Source organism: Pseudomonas sp. PKS (genome assembly GCF_051913525.1).
Lineage (GTDB): Bacteria > Pseudomonadota > Gammaproteobacteria > Pseudomonadales > Pseudomonadaceae > Aquipseudomonas > Aquipseudomonas guariconensis_D.
Genome location: NZ_JBEGDO010000008.1, coordinates 27,739 through 51,924 on the forward strand (window position 1 = coordinate 27,739; position 24,186 = coordinate 51,924).

The 24,186-nt window shown below is 64.0% G+C and carries 22 protein-coding genes; 13 read left to right on the forward strand and 9 right to left on the reverse strand.

Going from position 1 to position 24,186, the window contains the following annotated elements:
- The first annotated feature begins 317 nt into the window (after positions 1-317).
- Positions 318-3,485 carry a hypothetical protein gene (locus tag ABOA88_RS10615; protein WP_196170297.1) on the forward strand — a complete coding sequence of 1,056 codons (3,168 nt, stop codon included), beginning with the start codon at positions 318-320 and terminating at the stop codon, positions 3,483-3,485.
- Between the two features lie 40 nt (positions 3,486-3,525).
- Here the strand turns inward: ABOA88_RS10615 and ABOA88_RS10620 are convergent, their stop codons facing one another.
- Positions 3,526-4,308, reverse strand: coding sequence for an IclR family transcriptional regulator (locus ABOA88_RS10620; protein ID WP_196170298.1), 783 nt, complete (start codon positions 4,306-4,308; stop codon positions 3,526-3,528).
- A gap of 199 nt (positions 4,309-4,507) precedes the next feature.
- Here ABOA88_RS10620 and hmgA point away from each other — a divergent pair, with 199 nt between their 5' ends.
- The 3 genes from hmgA to maiA are packed head-to-tail and all read left to right on the forward strand — an operon-like array spanning position 4,508 to position 7,750.
- Positions 4,508-5,809: a homogentisate 1,2-dioxygenase gene (gene hmgA / locus ABOA88_RS10625; protein WP_196170299.1), complete on the forward strand. Its 1,302-nt coding sequence runs from the start codon at positions 4,508-4,510 to the stop codon at positions 5,807-5,809.
- Positions 5,810-5,812: 3 nt separating this feature from the next.
- Positions 5,813-7,105, forward strand: a complete 1,293-nt coding sequence (gene fahA, locus ABOA88_RS10630; protein ID WP_367851586.1) for a fumarylacetoacetase — start codon at positions 5,813-5,815, stop codon at positions 7,103-7,105.
- Between the two features lie 12 nt (positions 7,106-7,117).
- Positions 7,118-7,750 (forward strand): maleylacetoacetate isomerase, encoded by a 633-nt coding sequence (gene maiA, locus ABOA88_RS10635; RefSeq protein WP_367851585.1) that lies wholly within the window; start codon positions 7,118-7,120, stop codon positions 7,748-7,750.
- Here maiA and ABOA88_RS10640 read toward each other — a convergent pair.
- Positions 7,744-8,550, reverse strand: coding sequence for a SirB1 family protein (locus ABOA88_RS10640; RefSeq protein ID WP_070576309.1), 807 nt, complete (start codon positions 8,548-8,550; stop codon positions 7,744-7,746). The genes maiA and ABOA88_RS10640 overlap by 7 nt on opposite strands.
- A gap of 124 nt (positions 8,551-8,674) precedes the next feature.
- On the opposite strand from ABOA88_RS10640, the gene ABOA88_RS10645 reads away from it, so the two are divergent.
- Complete coding sequence (locus tag ABOA88_RS10645; protein WP_070576307.1) at positions 8,675-9,694, forward strand: Leu/Phe/Val dehydrogenase; 1,020 nt, start codon at positions 8,675-8,677, stop codon at positions 9,692-9,694.
- A gap of 7 nt (positions 9,695-9,701) precedes the next feature.
- On the opposite strand, the gene ABOA88_RS10650 is transcribed toward ABOA88_RS10645, so the two are convergent.
- Complete coding sequence (locus tag ABOA88_RS10650) at positions 9,702-9,962, reverse strand: YebG family protein (RefSeq protein ID WP_196170302.1); 261 nt, start codon at positions 9,960-9,962, stop codon at positions 9,702-9,704.
- 239 nt (positions 9,963-10,201) lie between these two features.
- Here ABOA88_RS10650 and ABOA88_RS10655 point away from each other — a divergent pair, with 239 nt between their 5' ends.
- Positions 10,202-10,672 carry a phosphate-starvation-inducible protein PsiE gene (locus tag ABOA88_RS10655; RefSeq protein WP_196170303.1) on the forward strand — a complete coding sequence of 157 codons (471 nt, stop codon included), beginning with the start codon at positions 10,202-10,204 and terminating at the stop codon, positions 10,670-10,672.
- Positions 10,673-10,675: 3 nt separating this feature from the next.
- On the opposite strand, the gene ABOA88_RS10660 is transcribed toward ABOA88_RS10655, so the two are convergent.
- The 3 genes from ABOA88_RS10660 to ABOA88_RS10670 all read right to left on the reverse strand — a co-directional run bounded on the left by ABOA88_RS10660 (position 10,676) and on the right by ABOA88_RS10670 (position 12,537).
- Positions 10,676-10,978: a DUF3509 domain-containing protein gene (locus ABOA88_RS10660; RefSeq protein ID WP_196170304.1), complete on the reverse strand. Its 303-nt coding sequence runs from the start codon at positions 10,976-10,978 to the stop codon at positions 10,676-10,678.
- Positions 10,979-11,104: 126 nt separating this feature from the next.
- Positions 11,105-11,452: an HPF/RaiA family ribosome-associated protein gene (locus ABOA88_RS10665; protein ID WP_196170305.1), complete on the reverse strand. Its 348-nt coding sequence runs from the start codon at positions 11,450-11,452 to the stop codon at positions 11,105-11,107.
- A 209-nt stretch (positions 11,453-11,661) separates the two neighbouring features.
- On the reverse strand, positions 11,662-12,537 hold the full coding sequence (locus tag ABOA88_RS10670) for a helix-turn-helix domain-containing protein (protein WP_196170306.1): 876 nt from the start codon (positions 12,535-12,537) through the stop codon (positions 11,662-11,664).
- 255 nt (positions 12,538-12,792) lie between these two features.
- Between ABOA88_RS10670 and ABOA88_RS10675 the strand changes: the two genes are divergently transcribed.
- A complete protein-coding gene (locus ABOA88_RS10675; protein ID WP_196170307.1) occupies positions 12,793-13,695 on the forward strand; it encodes a DMT family transporter in 903 nt (300 codons plus the stop codon).
- A 133-nt stretch (positions 13,696-13,828) separates the two neighbouring features.
- On the opposite strand, the gene ABOA88_RS10680 is transcribed toward ABOA88_RS10675, so the two are convergent.
- Both ABOA88_RS10680 and ABOA88_RS10685 read right to left on the reverse strand, forming a co-directional pair.
- Positions 13,829-14,803: a 2-hydroxyacid dehydrogenase gene (locus ABOA88_RS10680; RefSeq protein WP_367851584.1), complete on the reverse strand. Its 975-nt coding sequence runs from the start codon at positions 14,801-14,803 to the stop codon at positions 13,829-13,831.
- A 109-nt stretch (positions 14,804-14,912) separates the two neighbouring features.
- The gene (locus ABOA88_RS10685; protein WP_196170309.1) at positions 14,913-15,854 is read right to left on the reverse strand and encodes a LysR family transcriptional regulator; all 942 of its coding nucleotides are present in this window, start codon (positions 15,852-15,854) and stop codon (positions 14,913-14,915) included.
- A 180-nt stretch (positions 15,855-16,034) separates the two neighbouring features.
- On the opposite strand from ABOA88_RS10685, the gene ABOA88_RS10690 reads away from it, so the two are divergent.
- Genes ABOA88_RS10690 through ABOA88_RS10705 form a run of 4 tightly spaced genes read left to right on the forward strand, consistent with a single transcriptional unit; the run spans position 16,035 to position 20,796 of the window.
- Positions 16,035-17,561, forward strand: coding sequence for an efflux transporter outer membrane subunit (locus ABOA88_RS10690; protein ID WP_196170310.1), 1,527 nt, complete (start codon positions 16,035-16,037; stop codon positions 17,559-17,561).
- Complete coding sequence (locus tag ABOA88_RS10695; RefSeq protein ID WP_196170311.1) at positions 17,558-19,735, forward strand: FUSC family protein; 2,178 nt, start codon at positions 17,558-17,560, stop codon at positions 19,733-19,735. The genes ABOA88_RS10690 and ABOA88_RS10695 overlap by 4 nt, the downstream gene beginning before the upstream one ends.
- Positions 19,725-19,925, forward strand: a complete 201-nt coding sequence (locus ABOA88_RS10700; RefSeq protein WP_043207396.1) for a DUF1656 domain-containing protein — start codon at positions 19,725-19,727, stop codon at positions 19,923-19,925. The genes ABOA88_RS10695 and ABOA88_RS10700 overlap by 11 nt, the downstream gene beginning before the upstream one ends.
- 10 nt (positions 19,926-19,935) lie before the next feature.
- A complete protein-coding gene (locus tag ABOA88_RS10705; protein ID WP_196170312.1) occupies positions 19,936-20,796 on the forward strand; it encodes an efflux RND transporter periplasmic adaptor subunit in 861 nt (286 codons plus the stop codon).
- Positions 20,797-20,876: 80 nt separating this feature from the next.
- Here ABOA88_RS10705 and ABOA88_RS10710 read toward each other — a convergent pair whose 3' ends face one another.
- The gene (locus ABOA88_RS10710) at positions 20,877-21,326 is read right to left on the reverse strand and encodes a universal stress protein (RefSeq protein WP_367851583.1); all 450 of its coding nucleotides are present in this window, start codon (positions 21,324-21,326) and stop codon (positions 20,877-20,879) included.
- 179 nt (positions 21,327-21,505) lie between these two features.
- Between ABOA88_RS10710 and ABOA88_RS10715 the strand changes: the two genes are divergently transcribed.
- Both ABOA88_RS10715 and ABOA88_RS10720 read left to right on the forward strand, forming a co-directional pair.
- Positions 21,506-22,414 (forward strand): LysR family transcriptional regulator, encoded by a 909-nt coding sequence (locus ABOA88_RS10715; protein ID WP_367851582.1) that lies wholly within the window; start codon positions 21,506-21,508, stop codon positions 22,412-22,414.
- A gap of 215 nt (positions 22,415-22,629) precedes the next feature.
- Positions 22,630-24,171, forward strand: a complete 1,542-nt coding sequence (locus tag ABOA88_RS10720) for an MFS transporter (RefSeq protein WP_367851581.1) — start codon at positions 22,630-22,632, stop codon at positions 24,169-24,171.
- Positions 24,172-24,186 lie beyond the last annotated feature (15 nt).

Sequence of the window (24,186 nt, forward strand, 5' to 3'; positions counted from 1 at the left end):
GGCCAATCGAGACGTTAGATCAAGGAGCTTCAAAATCAACGTCGGTGAACCTTGGTGGTCCGAAAGGCTGGGGGGAGCCTTCGTACCGATCCAATGCCGTAAGAATAGGTGCATCCTGATGTGGGAAAAACACCTTCTTATGACATTCACCTTTACATTGCCGGTGATAATCCTTCTCCCCGTCTCACGATTCATTGCGGCGTTTTCAGTAGTTTCTTCAGGTGTGAACGTAGGTTCGTACAACCGCATTTCCATCCGCTTTGTTTTTTCTGATTTCTGCACATTGCGATTTCCTACATTGCATTGAGACAGAAGTCATGAATTTTCCCTTGACCTTTCCTTCCACGGTCTCGCCTGTCGCCGGCCAGGATGTCCTGAGCGCTCTGGTCGTGTTGACCATGATGTTGCAGGCCGAAGTTGCCCTTGCGCCCGGCTTGCCGCCTCGTGATACGCCTGTCGACGATCCCGAGCGTTGGCTGGACGAACACTGGCAGGTCAAAAGCGATCACTGGTGGATGGAGCAGTCCCCGCTGCTGAATGAACAGCTTCGGGCGTTGCTGACGCTACAGGTGCGAGCCCGTGCCTTGCGTCGTGGCGCTCCCAGGCAGGACATCGAAGCTCTACTGCCAGGCGCTGATCCCGTCTTTGCAACCGTCTCACTGAAGACGAAAGAGGGTGAGCTGGTGCGTATTCCTGGCTTTGTGGCGCTGAGCGATAACCCCTATGACGATGAGCTGTCTTTCGTCCTCTACGGCCTGGGGGCCGGTGTCTGGTTCGATAGCCATCAACGTATGGTAGAGACACTGGTCCGCTACCTGCGGGCGGATAATTGCTGGACACAGGGTCTGTCCGCCCGAGCGCGTGCGGCCCTGACGGACACCACGTCCGTCGAGCTGACGTTGGGGCCGCTGCGGGTTCCTCCTGAGGTGTATCTGCTTGAAGATATGCAGTTGCTGCAACGCAGGCTGGTCATCGACGGGCTTGCTGCTGAGCCTGACAACGTTGAGGGCGCCGTTGCCCTTGTGCCCTTGTTCGAGCAACTCCAAGCAAGCGTGGCCGATGCCGTCGGTGCTTTGCGCAACGACCTGGCGCCGCAGTGGTTGCGACACCTGTCGCCTGCCGAGCGCGAGCGGTTGGCGAAGCTGCATCAGGTTGTGAACGAAACCCAGAGCCAACTGGCCGAGCAATCTCAGCACAGTGATTTCTACACCTATGCCAGCCAGCAACTTGGCGCTTGGTTGACCGCTAAAGGGTTTGCGCAATTGTCTGCCGAACAGGTACGACTGCAGGTCAGACATGACTTCACAGCGGATGCGCCGCCGCAAGTGGTTTCACTGCTCGAATGGGTCTGTGGCGGTGCTTACCATGGCGAGCGCCTGGCAATGACGATCCAGCACGAGGGCTTGCGCAATGCCCTGGGCGACCAAGGCGTATGGTCGCTCGCCAATGAATTACAGCTGCATCGAGGTTATGTCGAGCACGTCGAGCAGACCTATGCCCTCGACGAAAACCGCTATCTGCTGAGCAGAGCGCTGGATGCCAGGCTGCAACTCGCCAGGCAGGCGGCGGACTTCCAGGGCCTTGATCGCAGAGCGGTGCAGTTGCTTGAGCAGGCCACACAGGACACATGGGCGCAGCGCTCCGGAACAAGCACCATCAAGGTGGCCCTGTTGTCCATCAATGGCGAAATGCGTCTGACCGATCATCTGTACATCTACAACGATGATATCCATGTGCTCTATGCGCCCGGGTCGCCGGCGGGCGATCTGCAAGCGTTCAACTCATCTGGGCAGATGAGTCTCGCGCTGGGGGCACTGACCGCCATGCCTGCGGGGCGCGACTACCTCGTCGAGCGTGTCCGCCATGCCGACCGTCCTGCGTTGAATCGATATCTGACGCGTATAGCCAGCCTGCCTCAGGAATGGTCACGCGAGACGATCGCCCTGCATCCGCAGGACATTGACGGCTGGCAGCAGGTGATCCAGCACTGGACCGAGTTGAGGGTGATGAAGATTCTCGACGATCTCGAGGAGATCAGGCCGGTGGCGCCTGCCAGGCCGGACGGGACGCTGCAACGACGCGTGGACGACATCGACCACGAGTTGCGCGTGCTTATGACGGATTACCAGGCAGTTGCCCAGGTGCCGACTTTCATGGCCTATGCCCGTGACCGCGTGAGCGAGCGCATCAATCGTTTCCCGGGCAAGAAGGACGGATGGATCGATGCCGATACCGTTCTGGTCGAACTGGAGCATGGCGCTCGTCAGTCCTTGACCCAAGTGGTGGCCAGCGGATACCCCGCGGATTTCAATTTCAGGGACTTCGCCAGGCTGACTTCGACCGTAGGCCAGGACCTGTCCCATTTGAGCAACCGAGCGATCGATGGCTACATCCGGGCCGCCAGGCTGGGTGAGGGGTACTGCGATGAAATCCGCAAGAGTTATCTCGACCCGGACGGAGATGCCCAGTCCAGGCCGCTGGAGCTGCATCGCCACATCACAGGCATGAAAATTCAACGCGATTGTCTGATGGAGCTGCAGAGCGGACGCCTCAGCGACGCGCATGCCGACTGGCTGAAACCGGTCTGCATGGCATTTCATCGGGGCAGTTTCGTCGACGATTGCAAATTGGCAATGCTGAAGATCAACGGGGCCGCTGTAGTCGGTGGGTACCTGCTGCAGTCACCCCAGGCCAAGGGCACCTTGGTCTATCTCAGCGATGGGCCGGGTGGGCGGTACCTTTATACAGTCGAGGATTTTGTCGAGCAGTGGCGAAGCGATGCTCTGCAGGACTGGCTCTACGCGCATGTCTCGATTGACGATGAACTGTTGATCCGCGAACTCAATGAGAGCGTGCGAAATGATGACTTCGCCGATGCGTCAGAAAGCAAGGGGAATGCGAGTATCGCCCAGTCGTTGCAGGTGCTGTACAACATCCGGGATCTTTCGGTTGCTCTGCGCCAGCGTATACAGCGCTTGCTGGCCGACGCGAAACGCGATGCCTACAGCGCGGCGAGGCGTATCACCCAAGAGGTGTTCTGGCTGGTCGGTCTGGTGGCGGATGTCATCGCCTTGGCGTTCCCGCCGGCGCGAATCGTTCTGGGCTTCATCAAGGCCGGTGCCGGGTTCTACCGCAGCCTCGCGGCGTTGCGTGATGGCGATAAGACGGCAGCACTGTTATCCCTGCTCGGAGCCGTCGCCAGCTTGCCTGGGATTACGAATGTGGTGAAGTTCTATGGTACCCAGCTGGTTGATCGAGGCAGCAAACTTTGGTCGACGTTGTTTCCTGGGGAGTCATCCGCACTGAGTCTGTGGGTGAAGAACCAAGTTGAGACACTCAAAGCGTTCTATGAGCGGCATGAGGTGTTCAAGGAGCTTGGCTCGGGTGCTTTCAAACCGTTGAATAAACGATTCAAGGAAGAGTTGTCGTGGTATACCCAACTGGTCGCCTCCCAAGAGCAATCAGCCCCTCGTCAGTTCACCTGAGGCCGCCATCGGGGTCAGGGACAGCACCTCAACCCATGAGCTAGGCCTCTGGCTCATACCCCATGCGCCTGCTGACGGCGCCTGCCGCCGCCAGCAAGCGCTTCGCCGCCGGTCCCTGTTCGTCGGCATGGAAGATCGACGTCGGGCCGACCACCGTCATCACCGCGGCAATCTGGCCCATGGCGTTGAACACCGGCGCGGACAGCGCGTCCACGCCGGGCATCAGCAAACCGTGTACGTGATGCAGCCCGCGTGCACGGATCTGGGCCAGCACCGGCTCGTAGTCGCTGAATGACTGGTTCATGGCGGCCAGCTCCTGCTCACGCAGTTCCACAGTCTCGCGTTCGGGCAGGTGGGCGGCGAACACCAGGCCTGTGGACGAGCTGAGCAGCGGCAGGACCGAGCCGATCTGCGTGACTACCGTCACCGCACGCACCGCAGGCTCGATGCTCACCACTGTCGCGCCCTGGTTGCCCCACACGGCGATGAAGCAGCTCTCGTTGAGCTCGTCGCGCAATTGCGACAGCGGTAACGCCGCCACCTTCAGTACATCGATGCTGCCCAGTGCAGCCATGCCCACCCGCAGGGCCTCACGGCCCAGCCCATAATGGTTGGTGGCCGGATCCTGCTCGGCGAAGCCGCTGGCGATCAGGGCTTGCAGATAGCGGTGTACCTTGCTCGCTGGCATGCCCACGTGCTCGGCCAGGCGCGACAGCGAGGTGGATGGGGAGAGCTCGGCGAGTGCCTTGAGTATGTCGGTGCCGACTTCCGCCGAGCGGACCTTCTGCTTGCCGTTGTCGGCAGGGGGGCTGGCTTTGGTCATGGGCTTGGGCATCCAGGGGGAGACAGGTGGGCGTCTTTATAGCTTGACGCCTTTCGGCAATCAAATTACGTTATTCGTAATCTGATTACGATAAAAACAATGCAGACGCGCTGTAACGCCTGGAGTACTCACCGGAACGCGCCGGACAGGGCCAGCAGCCAGCTGCCAGCAACGGCTCTCATCGAGCCCGGAGGCACCGATGAATCTCGATTCTTCCCCTGATCTTCAGTACCTGAGCGGCTTCGGCAACGAGTTCGCCAGTGAAGCGCTGCCAGGCGCCTTGCCGGTCGGGCAGAACTCCCCACAAAAGGCCCCCTACGGCCTGTACGCCGAACTGCTCTCGGGTACCGCTTTCACCATGGCCCGCAGCGAGCTGCGTCGCACCTGGCTGTACCGCATTCGTCCCTCGGCGCTGCACCCGCGCTTCGAGCGTCTGGAGCGTCAACCGCTAACCGGCCCGCTGGGTGCGATCACCCCCAATCGCCTGCGCTGGAGCCCCCAGCCGATCCCCGCCGAACCCACCGATTTCATCGAAGGCTGGCTGCCGATGGTGGCTAACTCGGCCTCGGAGAAGCCGGCTGGCGTGAGCATCTACATCTATCGCGCCAACCGCTCGATGGAGCGTGTGTTCTTCAATGCCGACGGCGAACTGCTGCTGGTGCCAGAGCAAGGCCGCCTGCGCATTGCCACCGAACTGGGGGTGATGGAAGTCGAGCCGCTGGAGATCGCCGTGATCCCTCGGGGCATGAAGTTCCGCGTCGAGCTGCTCGACGGCCAGGCCCGTGGCTACATTGCCGAAAACCATGGCGCCCCGCTGCGCATCCCGGACTTGGGCCCGATCGGCAGCAATGGCCTGGCCAACCCCCGTGACTTCCTGACCCCGGTGGCGCACTACGAAGAGGTCAGCGGGCCAGTGCAACTGGTGCAGAAATTCCTCGGCGAGCACTGGGCCTGCGAACTGCAGCACTCGCCGCTGGACGTGGTCGCCTGGCACGGCAGCAACGTGCCGTACAAGTACGACCTGCGCCGCTTCAATACCATCGGCACGGTCAGCTTCGACCATCCCGATCCTTCCATCTTCACTGTGCTGACCTCGCCGACCAGCGTCCACGGCATGGCCAACATGGACTTCGTGATCTTCCCGCCACGCTGGATGGTGGCCGAGAACACCTTCCGTCCACCTTGGTTCCACCGCAACCTGATGAACGAATTCATGGGCCTGATCCAGGGGGCCTACGACGCCAAGGCTGAAGGCTTCCTGCCGGGCGGTGCCTCGCTGCACGGTGTGATGAGCGCCCACGGGCCAGACGCCGAAACCTGCGAGAAGGCCATCGCCGCGGACCTGGCGCCGCACAAGATCGACAACACCATGGCATTCATGTTCGAGACCAGCCAGGTGCTGCGTCCGAGCCGTCATGCCCTCGAGTGCCCGCAACTGCAGGCCGACTACGATAGTTGCTGGGCCACCTTGCCGAGCACCTTCAACCCGAATCGGAGATAACCCATGAACCAGACCGCCATCGCCCGTAGCTGGGTCGAGCACGCCAACGGGCACAGCGACTTCCCGTTGCAGAACCTGCCCCTGGGCATCTTCAGCCGTTCAGGCCAGGCACCGCGTTGCGGCGTAGCCATCGGTGACGCGATCCTCGATCTGGAAGCCGTGCTGGCCGCCGGCCTGTTCGACGGCCAGGCCAAGGTCGCTGCCGAAGCCACCCGAGGCGGCGCGCTGAACGCGTTCTTCGCCCTGGGCCGTGAAGCCCGTGTGGCCCTGCGCGAGCGTTTGCTGGCGCTGCTGGGCGAGCACAGCGAGCATCAAGCGGCCTTGAAGGCTGCCCTGTATCCGGCCAGCGAGTGCCAACTGCACCTGCCTGCGAAGATCGGCGACTACACCGACTTCTACGTCGGCATCGAGCATGCCAAGAACGTGGGCAAGCTGTTCCGCCCTGACAACCCGCTGCTGCCCAACTACAAATACGTGCCGATCGGTTACCACGGCCGTGCCTCCACCATCCGTCCCTCCGGTAGCGACGTGCGCCGTCCCAAGGGCCAGACCCTGCCGGCCGGGCAGACCGAGCCGAACTTCGGCCCGTGTGCGCGCCTGGACTACGAGCTGGAGCTGGGCATCTGGATCGGCCAAGGCAACGACATGGGCCAGTCCATCCCGGTGAGCGACGCCGCCGAGCATGTGGCCGGCTACTGCCTGCTCAACGACTGGTCCGCGCGCGATATCCAGGCCTGGGAATACCAGCCACTGGGCCCGTTCCTGTCCAAGAGCTTCATCACCACTATCTCGCCCTGGGTGGTTACCGCCGAAGCCCTCGAGCCGTTCCGTTGCGCCCAGGCGCCGCGTCCTGAAGGCGACCCGCAGCCCCTGTCCTACCTGCTGGACAAGCGTGACCAGGCCGCGGGTGCCTTCGATATCGAGCTGGAAGTGCTGCTGGTTACCGAGAAGATGCGCGAGCAGGGTCTGCCAGCCCATCGCCTGACCCTGAGCAACACACGCAGCATGTACTGGACCGTGGCCCAGATGGTGGCCCACCACAGCGTCAACGGTTGCCAGTTGCAGCCGGGTGACCTGTTCGGTTCGGGCACGCTGTCCGGCGCCACGCCCGGCTCGTTCGGCAGCCTTCTGGAGATCACCGAAGGTGGCAAGCACCCGGTGGAGCTGGCCAGCGGCGAGGTGCGCAAGTTCCTGGAGGACGGCGACGAGATCATCCTGCGCGCCCGCTGCACCCGCGACGGCGTGGCGAGCATCGGCTTCGGCGAATGCCGCGGCACGATCATCTCGGCCAACTGAGAGGTCAGGGCGATGGAGCTGTTCACCTATTACCGTTCCACTTCCTCGTATCGGGTACGCATCGCCCTGGCGCTCAAGGGCCTGGATTACCAGGCCCTGCCGGTCAACCTGCTCAAGGGCGAGCAGCGTGGCGCGGACTACCTGGCGCTCAACCCCCAGGGGCGAGTGCCCGCGCTGCGGACCGATGGCGGGGAGTTGCTGGTGCAGTCACCGGCGATCATCGAGTACCTCGAAGAGGTTTATCCACAGCCTGCGCTGTTGCCGGCCAGTGCCGAGGCTCGGGCCAAAGTGCGGGGCGTGGCGGCGATCATCGGCTGCGACGTCCACCCGTTGCACAACGTCAGCGTGCTCAACCAACTGCGTCAGTTGGGCCATGACGATGCCCAGGTCAACCAGTGGATCGCCCACTGGATCGGACAGGGCCTGGCGGCGGTGGAACAATTGATCGGTGATCGAGGCTTTTGCTTCGGTGACGAGCCGGGGTTGGCAGATGTCTACCTGATCCCTCAGCTCTACGCCGCCGAGCGATTCAACGTCGACCTCAGCGGCTATCCACGTATTGCCCGCGTGGCTGCTTTGGCCCAGGCGCACCCGGCCTTCACCAAGGCGCATCCCTCCTGCCAGCCGGACACCCCGGCTCAGTGAATCGAACGCTTGGTCGACGGGAGTTGGCCAAGCCGTTCGCTCAATTTCAGACGCTGGATCGGGTCGTCGGTCAGCAGCAAGGCATGCTCCAAGTCATAGCGCTCGGCCTGGGGGCAATCCAGGTGCTGGTAGAGCGTGGCGCGGGCCAGGTAGTCGCTGGCCAGCACCGGTCCCAGTTGCATCACCCGTTCGGCGTCGATCAGGGCGGCCAGGTCGTTTTCGTTGCTGCTGTGCAGATGACGCAGGTTGCGCGACAGGCGCTGGAGCATCTGCATGGGGGCTGCGCTGTGCATGTGCTCGGCGCTCAACGGCATATGGGGGCCGAACTGGCGGGCCAGGAGTTCGCGGCAGTCGGCGGGATACAACCGTCGCCCGCCGCAGGGATCGAGCAAATGGTCGGCCCCGGGCACACGTAGCAGGAAGTGGCCGGGGAAGTTCACGCCCTCCAGGGGGATCGACAGGCGTCGCGCCAGCTCCAGGGCGAGGATGGCCAGGGTCAACGGCTGGCCGCGGCGGCGCTGCAGGACTTTGTCCATCAACGCCACCTGGGGCCGCAACGGATGGTACTCATCCTGCGCGAAGCCCAGGGCATTGAGCTGGCGCAGCAGGGGCTGGGCCAGCTCATGGAGCGGCAGCATCGGCAGGTTGGCGCTGATTTCTCGCTGCAAGTCGTGCACTTGGGCGAGGCTCGCCGCCGGCTCTACCGTCCGGTCGTGCTCGGCCGCTATCCACAGCGTTGCTTCCAGCAGCGCGACAGGCTCGCGATCCAGGCAGGCCAGGCAGGCTTGACGTGGGTTCATGGGCACTCTCCGCATACGCTTATCTTTTAGCCTTGGCGCGTGCTTTCGTCCAGTGGTCCGCCAAGGGCTCGGAGCCTGGTGGCCTGCCTATACTGGAAGGAGCACCTCTCGGGGGAGCCCGTTGATGTTCGCGCTCATGCAAAGCACCCGCACCCAGTCCCTGCACCTGTGCATCGACCCGCCGACAGGCCTCAAGGCCGTCGTGGTCATTCATAGCGAGCAGTTGGGCCCGGCCATGGGCGGCTGTCGCTATCTACCCTACGCCGATGACGAAAGCGCCATGACCGACGCCATCCGTCTGGCCCAGGGCATGAGCTACAAGGCGGCACTGGCGGGCCTGCCCTTGGGCGGCGGCAAGGCGGTGATCGTGCGCAACCCGCATGTGGAAAACCGCGCCGCGCTGTTCGAGGCATTCGGCCGGTTCGTCGACACTCTGCAGGGGCGCTTCATCACTGCCGTGGACAGCGGCACCTCAACCCTGGACATGGACTGCATCGCCCAGACCACACCCCATGTCACCAGCACCACAGCCTCAGGCGACCCGTCGCCGCATGCCGCAATGGGTGTGTTCGCGGGCATTCGCGCCACGTCCATGGCGCGTCTGGGCAGCGATAACCTGGAGGGGCTGCGCATCGCTGTGCAAGGCTTGGGCAATGTCGGCTATGCCTTGGCCGAGCAGTTGCACGCGGCGGGCGCGGAATTATTGGTCAGCGACCTGGATCCTGGACGCGTGCGCCTGGCCGTGGAGCAACTGGGTGCGCATCCTGTGACCAATGACGCGCTGATCAGCACCCCCTGCGACATCTTTGCACCCTGTGGCGTCGGGCCGGTGCTCAATGGCCAGAGCGTGATGCAGTTGCGCTGCGCAGCCGTGGCAGGCGCGGCGAACAACCAGCTCACTACGCTACAGGTGGCGGACCAGCTGGAAAATCGCGGCATCCTCTATGCGCCGGACTACGTGATCAATGCCGGTGGCCTGATCTATGTGGCCCTGACCCACCGGGGCGAGGACCTGGGCACCATCACCGCGCACCTGGCGCGCATTCCTACGCGGCTGACCGAAGTGTTTGCCCATGCCCAGGCGGAGAAGCGTTCGCCAGCGCGGGTGGCGCAGATGCTGGCGGAGCGGTTGCTCTACGGATGACCCTGGGTCATTCAGCCTGATCCTCAAGCAGCTCGGCCAAGGCATCCGGCTGGTTCTTGAAGGCCCGGGCGAACACGTCGCGGTTCTTGGCCATGTAGATGCCGGCTTCCTCGACCTGCTGTTCGCTCAACGACGGCACGGCCTTTTGCAGCACCTCGGCCAGGCGCTCGGCCAGTTCGAGCATCTTGTCGTGACGGTCTGCTTCGGCCTTATCCATGAACAAGCGCTCCGGGTCGCGGCTGCTGCGGTACACCACTTCGACGGCCATTCATCACCTCTGTGCCTTTTGCTGTTAGGGTTATGGGTTAACTGTATTTATATACAGTACTCGCTCCAGCCACCGCGATGCAACTCAAGTGATGGCCTTTTCCCTTCAGAGCCTAGCCCACAGGTGCCTTGCGGCAATCGGTCGCCTTCCAAGGCAAGGGCCTGGCCTTTTTACTGCATGGCACAAGCGTCACAGTGGTGACGCATCATCCTTCAGCTCGTATCGGGGAATCGAACATCGTGAACATCAAATGGGCAGAAAAACTGCGCAAGGGCCTGCATGGCTCGGCGGACTCGCTGGGCAACCTGTGCGTCGAGGCGTTCCACTACCTGGCGTTGTTCGGCATTGGCGCCATCACTGCCTATGCGGCGGTGGTGACCTTCCTGGACATGCTGGGCAAAGGTGGGGTCAGCGTCGATGACATCCTGCTGCTGTTCATCTACCTGGAGCTGGGGGCGATGGTGGGGATTTACTTCAAGACCAACCACATGCCGATCCGCTTCCTGCTCTATGTGGCGATCACCGCGCTGACCCGTCTGCTGATCGGCGATGTCTCGCACCACAGGGCGCCAGACGTCGGGCTGCTGTACCTGTGCGGCGGCATCCTGCTGCTGGCGTTTTCGATCCTTGTGGTGCGCTACGCCTCGTACCGCTATCCGTCCACCAAGGTGCTCGATGCCAATGGCAAAGAGGTCGAGGACGGCAAGTAGGGGTCAGTTGGCCAGGCCGGCGGCGGGGAAGCGGCGTGGTGTCTGGCGAGGGGCATGGGTGAGGGCGGCCAGGACTTCCAGCGGGTTCTGGCCCAGTTCGATGGCCAGCCCCAGGCGAATGCTGTCGATCACCCGCTGCAGACGCTGCGGGTCATTGCGCTGGGCGGCGGTGATCAGGCGTTTGGCGACCACACCGCTGTCGTCGGAGAGGGTGAGCATGATGCTGCCGTCCAGGCGTTCGATGCTCAGGTTGACCCGGTACTCGGGGGCGAAGGCGTCGCTGATCTGGTCGAATGGATTGTGCATGGTCGGGCTGTCTGCAATGAATGACTGCAGAGGTTGACCGACTGAGCGCGCGGTTGGTTCAGGGCCATTGATCGGTGGACATGAAAACGCCCGGCAATGCCGGGCGTTTTTTGTCGATCGCAGGGTTCAGGCTTCAGGGTCGCTCATCTGAAGTACCCCACGCTTGCTGCGCAACTTGCCGTAGAAGTGCTCCAGCGCGTTGTTCAGCTTGCTGGCGGCGCCATCCACAGCCTGGTCCAGGGACGTGGCGGTGTGGGTCACGGAAATCGGTTGATGGCCTTTCGGGCGAGCCTCCATCTGGCAGCGTTTGTCATGCGGGCCGGGCTTGGTGCCGTTCTCGTCACGCAGGTGGACCTCGATGCGGGTGAGGTCGTCCTCGTAGCGTTCGAGCGTGCTTTCAAGCGTGCTGCGAACCCACTCGTTGAGCCGGATGTTGCCTTCGATGTGATTGCTGCTGTTGACCTGGATTTGCATGATTCAATCCTTATTCAGCTTGCTCGCAAGAGACGCGCCTAGGCCTTTGAGGCCCTTGGGATTTCTTCGCCTCTTGACCCTAAAGTCAGCCAACGGCGAAACGAAATCAAGCCCCTTTTGAAAATAAATTTTCTGTTGCAAATCGGCCTTGGCAAACCGCCGAAACATGCTTCTGGTGCTGATGCGCCCGGCGAACGTGCGCTCGTCGCTCAGCCACCGAAGGCCGCCCGGTAGTCCCCGGGCGTCGCGCCCAGGGCCTGACGGAAGCGGTTGCTGAAGTGGCTGGCGCTGGCGAACCCACACAGCAGGGCCACCTGGCCCAACGGCAACTGGCCCAGGCGCAACAGCTGGCAGGCGCGGTTGAGGCGGCGCGCCAGCAGGTACTGGTGCGGCGGCAGGCCGAAGCTTGTACGGAACATGCGGGCGAAGTGGTATTCGGACAGGTTGCAGCGCACAGCCAACTCACCCAGGGTGATGGGGTGGTCCAGGTGCGCTTCGATGTATTCCACCAACTGTCGGCGCTGGTGCGGTGCCAGGCCGCCCTTCAGGCGCAGGCCTTGGCGCAGACCTGCCTGGCTGAGCACGGCGTGGTCGACGATTTCATGGGCCAGGCTGCTGGCCAGCAGACGTTCACCGGGTTCGTGCCAGTCCAGGGTCACCAGTTGGCGGAAGCGTCGGGCCTGTTGCGGATCATCGAGGAAGGTTGCCTCTTGAAGTTGCATCTCCCGCGGTTCGCGGTCGAGCAGGTGCAGGCAACCCAGAGCGAACTGCGCCTCGCTGATGTAGAGGTGGGCCAGGCGGATGTGCCCGTTGACCACCCAGTTGGACTCGTGACCTGCGGGCATGATGCACAGTTTGTCCGGCGCGCCTTTGTCGGCCGGGCGCTGGCGTCGGAAGGTGCCGGTGCCGTCGGCGATGTAGCACGACAGGGTATGGTGGCTCGGCGCCTGGTAGTCGCGGGCATCGTCGCGATTGCTCCACACCGCTGCGGCCAGGCCGTCGCCCAGGTGCGCGCTCAGCTCCAGGCGGGCATTGGGGGAGGCGTGCATGGCGTTGAAGACTTGCAGTTGGGTCAGTGGGGTCATCGGTGATTCCTCGTCTTGCCATCCTACTGCGTGGCGTTCGGGCTGACAGCCCCGGGGATGGCAAATGCGCAAGTTTGTGCAAGCGCAGGAGTCGGTGGTGGGTGGAGACTGGAGATCACGGCGAGGGCTGGCCCCTCGATCGCAGACTTCGCCTGCGCCTACTGGTGCCGATGAGCGCATGTTGGGGGCGCTGGCGAAGCCGGCGATGGGCTGCAACGCAGCCCCAGCGCTTGTGACTGCCACGGAAGCCCTACCATGAACCTCTCGCTCTACTTGCTCACCGTCCTGATCTGGGGCACCACCTGGATCGCCCTGAAACTGCAGTTGGGCGTGGTCGCCATTCCGGTGTCGATCGTCTATCGCTTCGCCCTGGCCGGGCTGATCCTGTTCGCCATCCTCTTGCTCACCCGACGCCTGCAACCGATGAACCGGCGCGCCCACCTAGTGTGCCTGGCCCAGGGTTTTTGCCTGTTCTGCGTCAACTTCATGTGTTTTCTCACCGCCAGCCAGTGGATCGCCAGCGGGCTGATCGCCGTGGTGTTCTCCACCGCTACCCTATGGAACGCGCTCAACGCGCGGATCTTCTTTGGCCAGCGTATCGCTGCCAACGTGTTGGGCGGTGGTGCCCTGGGGCTGGTGGGCCTGGGCCTGCTGTTCTGGCCGGAGCTGTTCAGCCACACCGCCAGCCGGGAGACCTTGTACGGCCTGGGCCTCGCCTTGCTGGGCACCTTGTGTTTCTCGGCGGGGAACATGCTTTCCAGCGTGCAGCAGAAGGCAGGGCTCAAGCCCATGACCACCAACGCCTGGGGCATGGTGTATGGCGCGACGATGTTGGCGCTGTACTGCCTGCTCAGCGGCATTCCCTTCGACATGGAATGGAACACCCGCTACATCGGTTCGCTGCTGTACCTGGTGATCCCGGGGTCGGTCATCGGTTTCACCGCCTACCTGACCTTGGTCGGACGCATGGGGCCGGAGCGGGCGGCCTACTGCACGGTGCTGTTCCCGCTGGTGGCGTTGAATGTCTCGGCCGTCGCCGAGGGCTATCAGTGGACGGCGCCAGCACTGCTGGGGCTGGTGGCGGTGATGGCGGGCAACGTGCTGGTGTTTCGCAAGCCCAAGGCCAAGGTGATGGGGCGTGCGGTCGGCGTGAGGTAGGCGTTCATCGGGTGATGGGTTTGATGCGGCCCTTTCGCGGGTAAACCCGCTCCCACAGGTGCTCCACTGGCTTCAAGAACAACAGCGAACCTGTCGGAGCGGGTTTACCCGCGAATGCGTCCTGAAAGACGACTCAGCCCTTCCAGACCTGCGGGTTGACCAGGTCCCGAGGTCGCTCGCCCAACAGCGCCGCGCGCAGGTTGTCGATCGCCCGGTTGGCCATGGCTTCGCGGGTTTCAGCGGTGGCGGACCCCACGTGTGGCAGGGTCAGGGCATTGGGCAGTGTGAACAGCGGCGAGTCGGCCAGCGGCTCTTTCTCGTACACGTCCAGCCCGGCCCCACGAATCGTACCGCCCTGCAGCGCCTCGACCAGCGCCGCCTCGTCCACCACTGGCCCACGGGAGACGTTGATCAAAAAGGCGCTGGGCTTCATCAGTTTGAGCTCGCGGGCACCGATCAGCTTGCGCGTGGCATCCGACAACGGCACCACCAGGCACACGAAATCGGCTTCGGCCAGCAGTTGTTCCAGGCTGCGGTACTGCGCCCCGAGCTCCTGTTCCAGCGCGGGCTTGCGGTTGTTGCCGCTGTACAGCACCTGCATGTTGAAACCGAAGCGGCCACGCCGGGCGATGGCGGCGCCGATGTTGCCCAGGCCGACGATGCCAAGGGTCTTGCCATGCACGTCGCTGCCGAAATGGGCTGGGCCGACGGTGGCTTGCCATTGGCCGGCCTTGGTCCAGGCGTCGAGCTCGGCGACCCGGCGCGCACAGCCCATGACCAGGGCGAAGGCCAGGTCGGCGGTGCTTTCGGTGAGCACGTCGGGGGTGTTGGTCAAGGCGATGCCGCGCTCGTTGAAGTAGTCCAGGTCGTAGTTGTCGTAGCCGACCGAGACGCTGGACACCACTTCCAGCTTGCCTGCGCCCTCCAGCTGCGCCCGGCCGAGCTTGCGACCGACGCCGATCAGGCCATGGGCCTGGGGCAGGGCTTCGTTGAACTGGGCGGCGATGTCACCGTGCTTGGGGTTGGGCACGATCACGTTGAAGTCTTGTTGCAGGCGTTCGGCCATGGCCGGGGTGATGCGGCTGAAGGCCAGGACGGTCTTTTTCATCGGGCTACTTCTCATGGCAAAAAGTTACAAGCTACAAGCTACAGGCTTCGAGCGGCAAGAAAAGCTGGACGGCATGGGCCTGGTTTTTCGTGCGGCTTGAAGCTCGCGGCTAGCGACCGCTCTCGTGGATCTTCAGGTCCGCCTCGTGGGCGGCGAGGATCTCCGGCAGCGAGTTGCGCAGGTACTCGACCCAGGTCTTGATCTTCGCATCCAGGTACTGGCGCGAGGGGTAGATCGCGTAGAGGTTCAGCTCCTGCAAGCGGTAGTCGGGCATGATCCGCACGATGCTGCCGTCGCGCAGGCCGTCGATGGCCGAATAGATCGGCAGCACGCCCACGCCCATGCCGCTGCGGATCGCCGTCTTCATGGCGTCGGCCGAGTTCACCTGGAACGGCGAGGTGGTGATGTTGACCATCTCCTGGCCTTCCGGGCCGTCGAACAGCCACTTCTCCAGCGGGATCACCGGGCTGACCATGCGCAGGCACGAATGCTTGAGCAGGTCGGCTGGCTTGTGTGCGGTGCCGTGCTTGGCCACGTACTCGGGCGAGGCGCAGACGATGCTGTAGGTGATGCCCAGGCGCTGGGAGACGAAGCCGGAGTCCGGCAACTCGCTGGCCAGCACGATGGACACGTCATAGCCCTCGTCGAGCAGGTCTGGCACGCGGTTGGCCATGGTCAGGTCGAAGGTCACGTCCGGGTGCGACTCACGGTAGCGGGCAATGGCATCGACCACGAAGTGCTGGCCGACGCCGGTCATCGAATGCACCTTCAACTGTCCGGCCGGGCGGGCGTGGGCATCGCTGGCCTCGGCCTCGGCTTCTTCGACGAAGGTCAGAATCTGTTCGCAGCGCATCAAGTAACGCTTGCCCGCCTCGGTCAGGGCGATACGCCGGGTGGTGCGGTTTAGCAGCCGAGTTTGCAGATGGGCTTCCAGGTTGGAGACCGCCCGCGAGACGTTCGCGGTGGTCGTATCCAGTTGCGCCGCGGCGGCAGTGAAGCTGCCGAGTTGGGCTACGCAACTGAAAGCACGCATGTTTTGCAGGGTGTCCATGGGTCACTCTCAAGGTAGAGGACAAAATTGTGACATGAAGTAACCAAAACGGTCTTCAGACTAAAGCCGGATTATCACTGTTTTGGTAACAAAGATTCGCAGGAATATACGCTTATCGCCAGTGCGACCGCCCCCTAGAATTGCCCGGCCTCTTCACCTCATCCTCGGGAAATCGCAGCTGTGCCGCGTCGCATCATCAGAGCGCTGAATGCGCTCAGTGCCTGTGCCCTTAGCCTTACCTTGAGCGGCTGTATCGGAACCTGGGGCATCGCCCCGCAAAGCAAGACGCTGCAAGCCAATACCCTGACCACCGACGACGCGATCCGCGAAGCTGCCACCGACGCCCATTGGCCGGCGCAACAGTGGTGGCGTGCCTATGGCGACCCGCAGTTGGACCGCTGGGTCGAGCTGGCCCAGAGCGGCAGCCCGACCCTGGCCATGGCCGCGGCGCGGGTGCGCCAGGCCAAGTCCATGGCCGGTGTGATCGAGTCGGCGGAAAAGCTCCAGGCCAACGGCCAGGCCACCCTCAAGCGCCACAACTGGCCGGAAGATCAGTTCTACGGCCCTGGCGCGCTGTCCGGTGCCAACACCTGGGACAACAACGCCGCCATCGGTTTCAGCTATGCCCTGGACCTTTGGGGCCGTGAGCGCAATGCCAGCGAGCAGGCCGTGGACCAGGCGCACATGAGCGTTGCCGAAGCCCGCCAGGCCCAGCTGGAGCTACAGAACAACGTGGTGCGCGCCTACATCCAGCTGAGCCTGCACTTCGCCCAGCGCGATATCGTCCAGGCCGAGTTGGAGCAGCAGGAGCAGATCCTCGCCCTGGCCAAGCGGCGTCTGGACAGCGGCCTTGGCACGCACTTCGAGGTCAGCCAGGCCGAGGCCCCGCTGCCTGAGACCCATCGTCAGCTCGACAGCCTCAACGAAGAGATCGCCCTGACCCGCAACCAGTTGGCCGCCTTGGCTGGCAAGGGCCCGGGGGAGGGCGCGCAGATCCAGCGCCCCACCCTGAGCCTCGGCGCACCGCTCAAGCTGCCGTCGAACCTGCCCGCCGAACTGGTCGGCCAGCGCCCCGACGTGGTTGCCAGCCGCTGGCAGGTGGCGGCCCAGGCCCGTGGCATCGATGTGGCCCACGCCGGCTTCTTCCCCAATGTCGACCTGGTCGGCAGCCTGGGCTTCATGGCCACCGGCGGTGGCCCGCTGGAGTTTCTCACCGGGCGCAAGTTCAACTACAACGTAGGCCCGGCCATCAGCCTGCCGATCTTCGACGGCGGTCGCCTGCGCTCGCAATTGGGCGTGGCGTCGGCGGGCTATGACATGGCGGTGGCGCGTTACAACGAAACCGTGGTCGGTGCACTGAAGAACATCTCCGACCAACTGATCCGCCGCGAGTCGATGAAAGAGCAGTCGCACTTCGCCGCACAGAGCGTGGCCGCCGCGCAGAAGACCTATGACATCGCCATGGTCGCCTTCCAGCGCGGGCTGACCGACTACCTGAATGTGCTCAACGCCCAGACCCTGCTGTTCCGTCAGCAACAGATCCAACAGCAGGTCCAGGCCGCGCGCCTGAGCGCCCATGCCGAGCTGGTCACCGCCCTCGGTGGTGGGCTGCAGGCCGGCCAGGACGTACCGGACGAGCAACGCCAGGCGGCGCCGAAAACCCCTGCGACCCTGGCCATCTTCGACACGCCGAGCCACGCCGAATGAGCACATCGAGCCTGCCCCTGCGCTGGCTGCAGAGCCTGGAATGGCGCCGGGGCTTCTTTGCCTGGGCGCGCACCGACGGGGTGACCTGGGTCTATATCTTCAAGGTCCTGGCAGCCGCTTTCATCACCTTGTGGCTGGCCATGCGTCTGGAGCTGCCGCAACCGCGCACGGCGATGATCACCGTGTTCATCGTCATGCAGCCACAGAGCGGGCATGTGTTCGCCAAAAGCTTCTACCGGGTGCTCGGCACCCTGGCGGGCTCGGCGATGATGGTCGCGCTGGTCGCGCTCTTTCCGCAGAACACCGAGCTGTTCCTGCCCAGCCTTGCGTTGTGGGTCGGCCTGTGTTCGGCCGGCGCCATGCGCTACCGCACCTTCCAGGCCTATGGTTTCGTGCTGGCCGGGTATACCGCGGCGATGATCGGCCTGCCGGTGCTGCAGCACCCCGACCAAGCGTTCATGGCGGCGGTGTGGCGGGTGCTGGAAATCTCCCTGGGGATCCTGGTGTCGACCCTGGTCAGCGCGGCGATCCTGCCCCAGTCGGCCAGCGCCGCCATGCGCAATGCTCTGTACCAGCGCTTTGGCGTGTTCGCTGGGGTGGTGGTCGAGGCCCTGCGTGGCGACAGCCAGCCGGACCGCTACGAAAGCAGCAACGTGCGTTTCATCGCCGAGGCGGTGGGCCTGGAGAGTCTGCGCAACGTCACCGCCTTCGAAGACCCGCACATGCGCAGGCGCTCGGGCCGGCTGGTGCGCATGAACAGCGAGTTCATGGCCATCACCACCCGCTTCAACGCGCTGCACAGTCTGCTGGAGCGCCTGCGCGCCCGTGGGCCGTTGCAGATCGTCGGGGCCATCGAGCCGGGCCTGGCGACCCTTGCCGAATTGCTCGACCCCTATGTGGGCCGCGCCCTGACCGACGCCGATGCGCTGCGCCTGACCCTGGAGCTGGCGGCTTACAAGGAAGGCCTGCAAACCCAGGTGCGCGGCCTGCGCGCCGACTACCTCGAGACCGACCCCAGCGAGTCGGACCTGCTCGACTTCCACACCGCCTTCGAGCTGCTGTACCGCTTCGTCGACGAGATGTACAGCTACGCCCAGACCCACGCCTCGCTCGCCGCCCACAGGCACGAGCGCGAACAGTGGGACGAGCCCTACGTGGCCCAGACCAGCTGGCTGGTGTCGCTGGCTGCCGGCGTGCGTGCCTCGGCGGTGCTGTTGCTGCTGGGCAGCTACTGGCTGCTCAGCGATTGGCCAAGCGGCGCCATGATGACGTTGATCGCGACAGTCACCGTGGGGCTGTCGGCAGCCTCGCCGAATCCCAAGCGCATGTCGTTCCAGATGGCCTGCGGCACGCTGATCGGCGCCTTCGTCGGCTTCTTCGAGACCTTCTTTGTCTTCCCCTGGATCGACGGCTTCCCATTGTTGTGCATGGTGCTGGCGCCGGTGTTCGTGCTGGGGGCGTTTCTGTCCTCGCGCCCGGCCTATGCTGGCTACGGGATCGGCCTGCTGGTGTTCTTCGCCATCGGCTCGGTGCCGAACAACCTGACGGTGTACGACCCCTACGTGTTCATCAACGATTACATCGGCATGGTCATCGGCATGCTGGTCTGCGCCGCCGCCGGGGCCATCATCCTGCCGCCCAACAGCCGTTGGCTGTGGAGCCGCCTGGAGCAGGACCTGCGTGAGCAAGTGTTGTTCGCCATCACCGGTCGCCTGCGCGGGCTGGGCTCGGCGTTCGAGAGCCGTACCCGCGACCTGCTGCACCAAGCCTACGGCTTGGCTGCCGGCCGGCCGCAGGTGCAGAGCGAGCTGATGCGCTGGATGTTCACTGTCCTGGAAATCGGCCACGCGATCATCGAGCTGCGCAAGGAACAGATGCGCGCCCCGATCCACCCGGCCTATGCCGAAAGCCAGCCCTGGCGCCAGGCCATCCGCGTGATGGGCCGGGCCTTGGCGCGGCTGTTCCTGCAGCCCAACGCCAGCAACCACGAACGCGCCCTGGTGGCGGTGGACCATGCCATCAGCCGCGTGCAGGCCACCGACGAGCCCTTCGCCCGGCACTTCGACACCTCGGTGTTGCGCCGGGTGCAGAGCTACCTGCATTTCATTCGTACGTCCCTGCTCGACCCCAAGTCGCCCCTGGCTCCGGCCAAAGGATTGCACCATGCCTCGTGAAATCGCCTTCCATGGCGTGTACATGCCCACCATGACCTTGATGTTCCTGTTCGCCGCAGGCCTGGCCTGGGGGCTGGACCGCTTCATCGCAAGCCATGACGGCTACCGCTTTTTCTGGCATCCGGCGCTGCTGCGCTTGTGCCTGTTCATCTGCCTCTTCGGCGCCATGGCGCTGTCTGTCTACTGGTGAGAATCCTTCGATGAAAAAATTCTTCAGCCTGATCGCCACCCTGCTGGTGCTGGCGGGCGCCGTGGTGATCGGTCGCCAGTTGTGGCTGCACTACATGACCACCCCCTGGACCCGTGACGGCCGGGTGCGCGCCGACATCATCAACGTCGCTGCTGACGTGCCGGGCTACGTGGTGGACGTGCCAGTCAAGGACAACCAACGCGTGAAGAAGGGGGACCTGCTGATCCAGATCGACCCCGAGCATTACCAGCTGGCGGTGGACCAGGCCAAGGCCCTGGTCGCCTCGCGCAAGGCCACGTGGGAGATGCGCAAGGTCAACGCCAAGCGCCGCGCCGACCTGGACAACCTGGTGATCTCCAAGGAAAACCGCGACGACGCCAGCAACATCGCAAGCTCCGCATTGGCCGACTACCAGCAGGCCCAGGCCCAACTGGCGGCCGCCGAGCTCAACCTAAAGCGCACGCGGATCATTGCCACGGTCGATGGCTACGTCACCAACCTCAACATCCACAAGGGCGACTACGCCCGCACCGGCGAGGCGGTGATGGCGGTGGTGGATGAGAACTCGTTCTGGGTGTATGGCTTCTTCGAGGAGACCAAGCTGCCCCACGTGAAGGTGGGCGACCAGGCCGAATTGCAGATGATGAGCGGCGAGCGCATCAAGGGGCATGTGGAGAGCATCGCCCGCGGCATCTACGACCGCGACAACCCGCAGAGCCGCGAGCTGATCGCCGACGTGAACCCGACCTTCAACTGGGTGCGTCTGGCCCAGCGGGTGCCAGTGCGCATTCACATCGATGAAGTGCCGGAAGGCTTTTTGCTCGCGGCGGGGACCACCTGCACGGTGGTGGTCAAGCCGAGCGAGGACTGATCCGAATTCGGCATTTAGGCTCCTGACGCATTCACGGGTGAACCCGCGAATGCGTCTGTGGCAGCCCCAAGCCTGTGGGCTTATCCCGCCGCCCCCACCAACACCGGAATCTGCACCCGGTCGATCACCTTGGCGCTGATCGACGGATCCAGCAGTCGCCCCAGCCGCGACAGATGGCGGTGGCCCATGATGATCAGCTCGCAATCCAGCGCCCGGGCCTTGGCGACGATGGCCTCGGCGGGTTCTGCGGCGACCATGCAGCCGTGGCTGCTGAAACCGGCCTCGCGCAATGCACGTACCGCCGTGGCCACGGCCTGGTCGGCCAGGTGCTGTTCTTCGCAGGCGGCCGGGTATTCCTGCTGTTCCTCTTCGGTGTAGGCCATCGGGTGATCGTGCAAGGCGAAAGTCGTATCGATGGCCAGCAACACGTGCAGTTCGTGCTCGCTGGGTCGGCAGTAGCGCTGGGCGAGGTCGAGCAGGGCGCTGGTGGCAGGGGAGGCGTCGATGGCGATCAGGACCGGGCGGGGCATGGAGGTTCCTTCGGTTCGGTGGTGGCCTTGTTGCGGGTTCACCCGCGAAGCTGTGCGCACCATTCTTGATCGTCCATCGCGCTGGATAAATGGCCCACCACGCACGGGGACATTGCGCCAGACGCAATCATCCGGCCTGATAAGATGTCTTTTCCCACAGCTGTCACGGAAAACGGCCCATGCAATTGCCCGACATGAACCTGCTCGTCGCCCTCGATGCCCTGCTCGACGAGGGCAGTGTGGTCGGCGCGGCGCAGCGCATGAACCTGAGCCCCGCCGCCATGAGTCGCACCCTGGGGCGGATCCGCGATGCCTTGGGCGACCCGATCCTGGTGCGCGCAGGCCGAGGTCTGGTGCCCACGCCCCGGGCCCTGGCCCTGCGCGAGCAGGTCTCGGCCTTGGTGGAGCAGGCCGGGCAGGTGTTTCGCAGTGGCGATGAGGTGGACCTGCCGAACCTGGAGCGGGCCTTCAACATCCGCACCAACGACCTGTTCATCGCCCTGTATGGCGCCCAGCTGTTGCGCATGATGCACGAGCAGGCGCCGCGCACGGTGCTCAGGTTCGTGCCCGAGAGCCCAGGTGGCGATGACGACAGCGTGCTGCGCGACGGGCGCACCGATTTGATCATCAGCTCGACCGTGGAGCTGGGGCCGGAGATCAAGGTGCAGAGCCTGTTTCACACCGAATACATTGGCCTGGCGCGCCGCGATCATCCCATCTTCGACGCCCAGATCACCCCGCAGCGCTTTGCCGCCTACCCGCAGATCAGCGTGTCGCGACGCGGCCGAGCCAACGGGCCGATCGATGTGGAGCTGGCCAACTTCAAGGCTCAGCGGCGCGTGGCGCTGATCACCCCGAGCTTTCATTCGGCGATGTTTTCGCTGCCGGACTCCGATCTGATCCTGCCGATGCCGGCCAACATCCTCAACAGCGTGAACAAGCTGGGCCTGCCGCTGCGCTCGTTCCAGATCCCGCTGCCGCTGGAGCAGGTGACCGTCATGCAGGCCTGGCACCCGCGCTTTCAGAACGACCCGGCCCATCGTTGGTTGCGCCAGACGCTGAAGGCCTGTTGCAGCATCGATCCCTGACGGGGCCATTCGCGGATAAATCGGAGCAACGAGCCCGCGATCACCGCAGATCCCTGCGGGAGCGGGTCATATGTGGGGCGCGGCGGCTTCCCCACTAACAGTTGTGTGGATTGCGTCTGGTGCAACATAAAACTGCCAATAAGTCAGTTTTCGTCAGCATTCGACCTTCTTAGACTTCCCTCCTGCCTTGAATTTGTTGCTGGAGATGTCTGTCCATGAGTTCCCTGTCCGCGCCTTCCGCCGTGCCTGTCGCCGCTCCGGCGCCTGCAGCACCGGTGCAGACGGCGTTCGGCCTGCGGGTGGTGGTCGGGCTGTTCGGCGTGTTGTTGGCGGTGCTCTGCGCCGGACTCAATGAGTCGGTGACGAAGATTTCCCTGGCCGACATCCGCGGCGCCATGGGCATCGGAGCCGATGAAGGCGCCTGGCTGCTGGCGGTGTATTCGGCCGCTTCGGTCTCGGCCATGGCCTTCGCGCCCTGGATGGCCGGCACCTTTTCCCTGCGCCGTTTCACGTTGTGCGCCATCGGCCTGTTTGCCGTGCTGGGTCTGGTCCAGCCCTTCGCCCCCAACCTGCACAGCCTGATGCTGCTGCGCATCGTCCAGGGCCTGGCATCGGGGGCCTTGCCGCCAATGCTGATGACCGTGGCACTGCGTTTTCTGCCCCCGGGTATCAAGATCTACGGCCTGGCCTGCTATGCCCTGACCGCGACCTTCGGCCCCAACCTGGGCACGCCATTGGCGGGCTTGTGGACTGAATATGTCGGTTGGCAGTGGGCGTTCTGGCAGATCATCCTGCCGTCGGGGCTGGCCATGTTCTGCGTGGGCTGGGGCTTGCCCCAGGACCCGCTGCGTCTGGAGCGTTTCAAGCAATTCGACTGGCGGGGCGTGGTGCTCGGCCTGCCGGCCATCAGCTGCATCGTCCTGGGCTTGTCCCTGGGCGATCGTTGGGGCTGGTTCGATTCGACGCTGATTTGTTGGCTGCTCGGCGGTGGCGTGCTGCTGCTGGTGCTGTTCATGTACAACGAATGGTCCGAGCCACTGCCGTTCTTCCAGCTGCGCCTGCTGACGCGGCGCAACCTGAGCTTTGCCCTGGTGACACTGGCCGGCGTGCTGATCGTGCTCTCGGGCGTGGGCAGCCTCCCCGCGGCGTACCTGGCGCAGATCCAGGGCTATCGCCCGGCGCAGACCAGCCCGTTGATGATGCTGGTGGCCATGCCGCAACTGATCGCCCTGCCGCTCACGGCAGCACTGTGCAACCTCCGTGCGGTGGACTGCCGCTGGGTGCTGGCGCTGGGCCTGGGGATGCTGGCGGTCTCCTGCGTGGGCAGCAGCCTGCTGACCTCGCAATGGATCCGCGGCGACTTCTACCCCTTCTACCTGCTGCAGGTGTTCGGGCAGCCGATGTCGGTGCTGCCCCTGCTGATGCTCTCCACCAATGGCATGACACCCCAGGAAGGCCCGTTCGCCTCCAGCTGGTTCAACACCGTCAAGGGGCTGGCCGCGGTGATCGCCGCCGGGCTGCTGGATGCCCTGGGCACCGTGCGCCGGCATTTTCATTCCAACCACCTGGTGGACAGCCTGGGCAACGCGCCATTGGTCGATGACCAAGCGGCAGGCCTGGCCCGGCGCCTCCACGAACAAGCCCAAGTACTGACTTCGGCCGACCTGTACCTGGTCATGGCCGGTGTCGCCGTGGCCCTGATCTGCCTGATTCCTTTCGTGCCTACCCGAATCTACCCACCGCGCGCGGTGGCCTGACGCCTGGATGAATTC

Bases quoted from the DNA above. Each gene is read 5' to 3' on its own strand.
- ABOA88_RS10715 (WP_367851582.1), top strand. From the start codon at position 21,506: ATGCAATTGCCCGACATGAACCTGCTCGTCGCCCTCGATGCCCTGCTC.
- ABOA88_RS10705 (WP_196170312.1), top strand. From the start codon at position 19,936: ATGAAAAAATTCTTCAGCCTGATCGCCACCCTGCTGGTGCTGGCGGGC.
- ABOA88_RS10675 (WP_196170307.1), top strand. From the start codon at position 12,793: ATGAACCTCTCGCTCTACTTGCTCACCGTCCTGATCTGGGGCACCACC.
- ABOA88_RS10665 (WP_196170305.1), bottom strand. From the start codon at position 11,452: ATGCAAATCCAGGTCAACAGCAGCAATCACATCGAAGGCAACATCCGG.
- ABOA88_RS10680 (WP_367851584.1), bottom strand. From the start codon at position 14,803: ATGAAAAAGACCGTCCTGGCCTTCAGCCGCATCACCCCGGCCATGGCC.
- maiA (WP_367851585.1), top strand. From the start codon at position 7,118: ATGGAGCTGTTCACCTATTACCGTTCCACTTCCTCGTATCGGGTACGC.
- ABOA88_RS10615 (WP_196170297.1), top strand. From the start codon at position 318: ATGAATTTTCCCTTGACCTTTCCTTCCACGGTCTCGCCTGTCGCCGGC.
- ABOA88_RS10700 (WP_043207396.1), top strand. From the start codon at position 19,725: ATGCCTCGTGAAATCGCCTTCCATGGCGTGTACATGCCCACCATGACC.
- ABOA88_RS10710 (WP_367851583.1), bottom strand. From the start codon at position 21,326: ATGCCCCGCCCGGTCCTGATCGCCATCGACGCCTCCCCTGCCACCAGC.
- ABOA88_RS10640 (WP_070576309.1), bottom strand. From the start codon at position 8,550: ATGAACCCACGTCAAGCCTGCCTGGCCTGCCTGGATCGCGAGCCTGTC.
- ABOA88_RS10685 (WP_196170309.1), bottom strand. From the start codon at position 15,854: ATGGACACCCTGCAAAACATGCGTGCTTTCAGTTGCGTAGCCCAACTC.
- ABOA88_RS10695 (WP_196170311.1), top strand. From the start codon at position 17,558: ATGAGCACATCGAGCCTGCCCCTGCGCTGGCTGCAGAGCCTGGAATGG.
- ABOA88_RS10720 (WP_367851581.1), top strand. From the start codon at position 22,630: ATGAGTTCCCTGTCCGCGCCTTCCGCCGTGCCTGTCGCCGCTCCGGCG.
- ABOA88_RS10670 (WP_196170306.1), bottom strand. From the start codon at position 12,537: ATGACCCCACTGACCCAACTGCAAGTCTTCAACGCCATGCACGCCTCC.
- ABOA88_RS10660 (WP_196170304.1), bottom strand. From the start codon at position 10,978: ATGCACAATCCATTCGACCAGATCAGCGACGCCTTCGCCCCCGAGTAC.
- ABOA88_RS10620 (WP_196170298.1), bottom strand. From the start codon at position 4,308: ATGACCAAAGCCAGCCCCCCTGCCGACAACGGCAAGCAGAAGGTCCGC.
- fahA (WP_367851586.1), top strand. From the start codon at position 5,813: ATGAACCAGACCGCCATCGCCCGTAGCTGGGTCGAGCACGCCAACGGG.
- ABOA88_RS10650 (WP_196170302.1), bottom strand. From the start codon at position 9,962: ATGGCCGTCGAAGTGGTGTACCGCAGCAGCCGCGACCCGGAGCGCTTG.
- hmgA (WP_196170299.1), top strand. From the start codon at position 4,508: ATGAATCTCGATTCTTCCCCTGATCTTCAGTACCTGAGCGGCTTCGGC.
- ABOA88_RS10645 (WP_070576307.1), top strand. From the start codon at position 8,675: ATGTTCGCGCTCATGCAAAGCACCCGCACCCAGTCCCTGCACCTGTGC.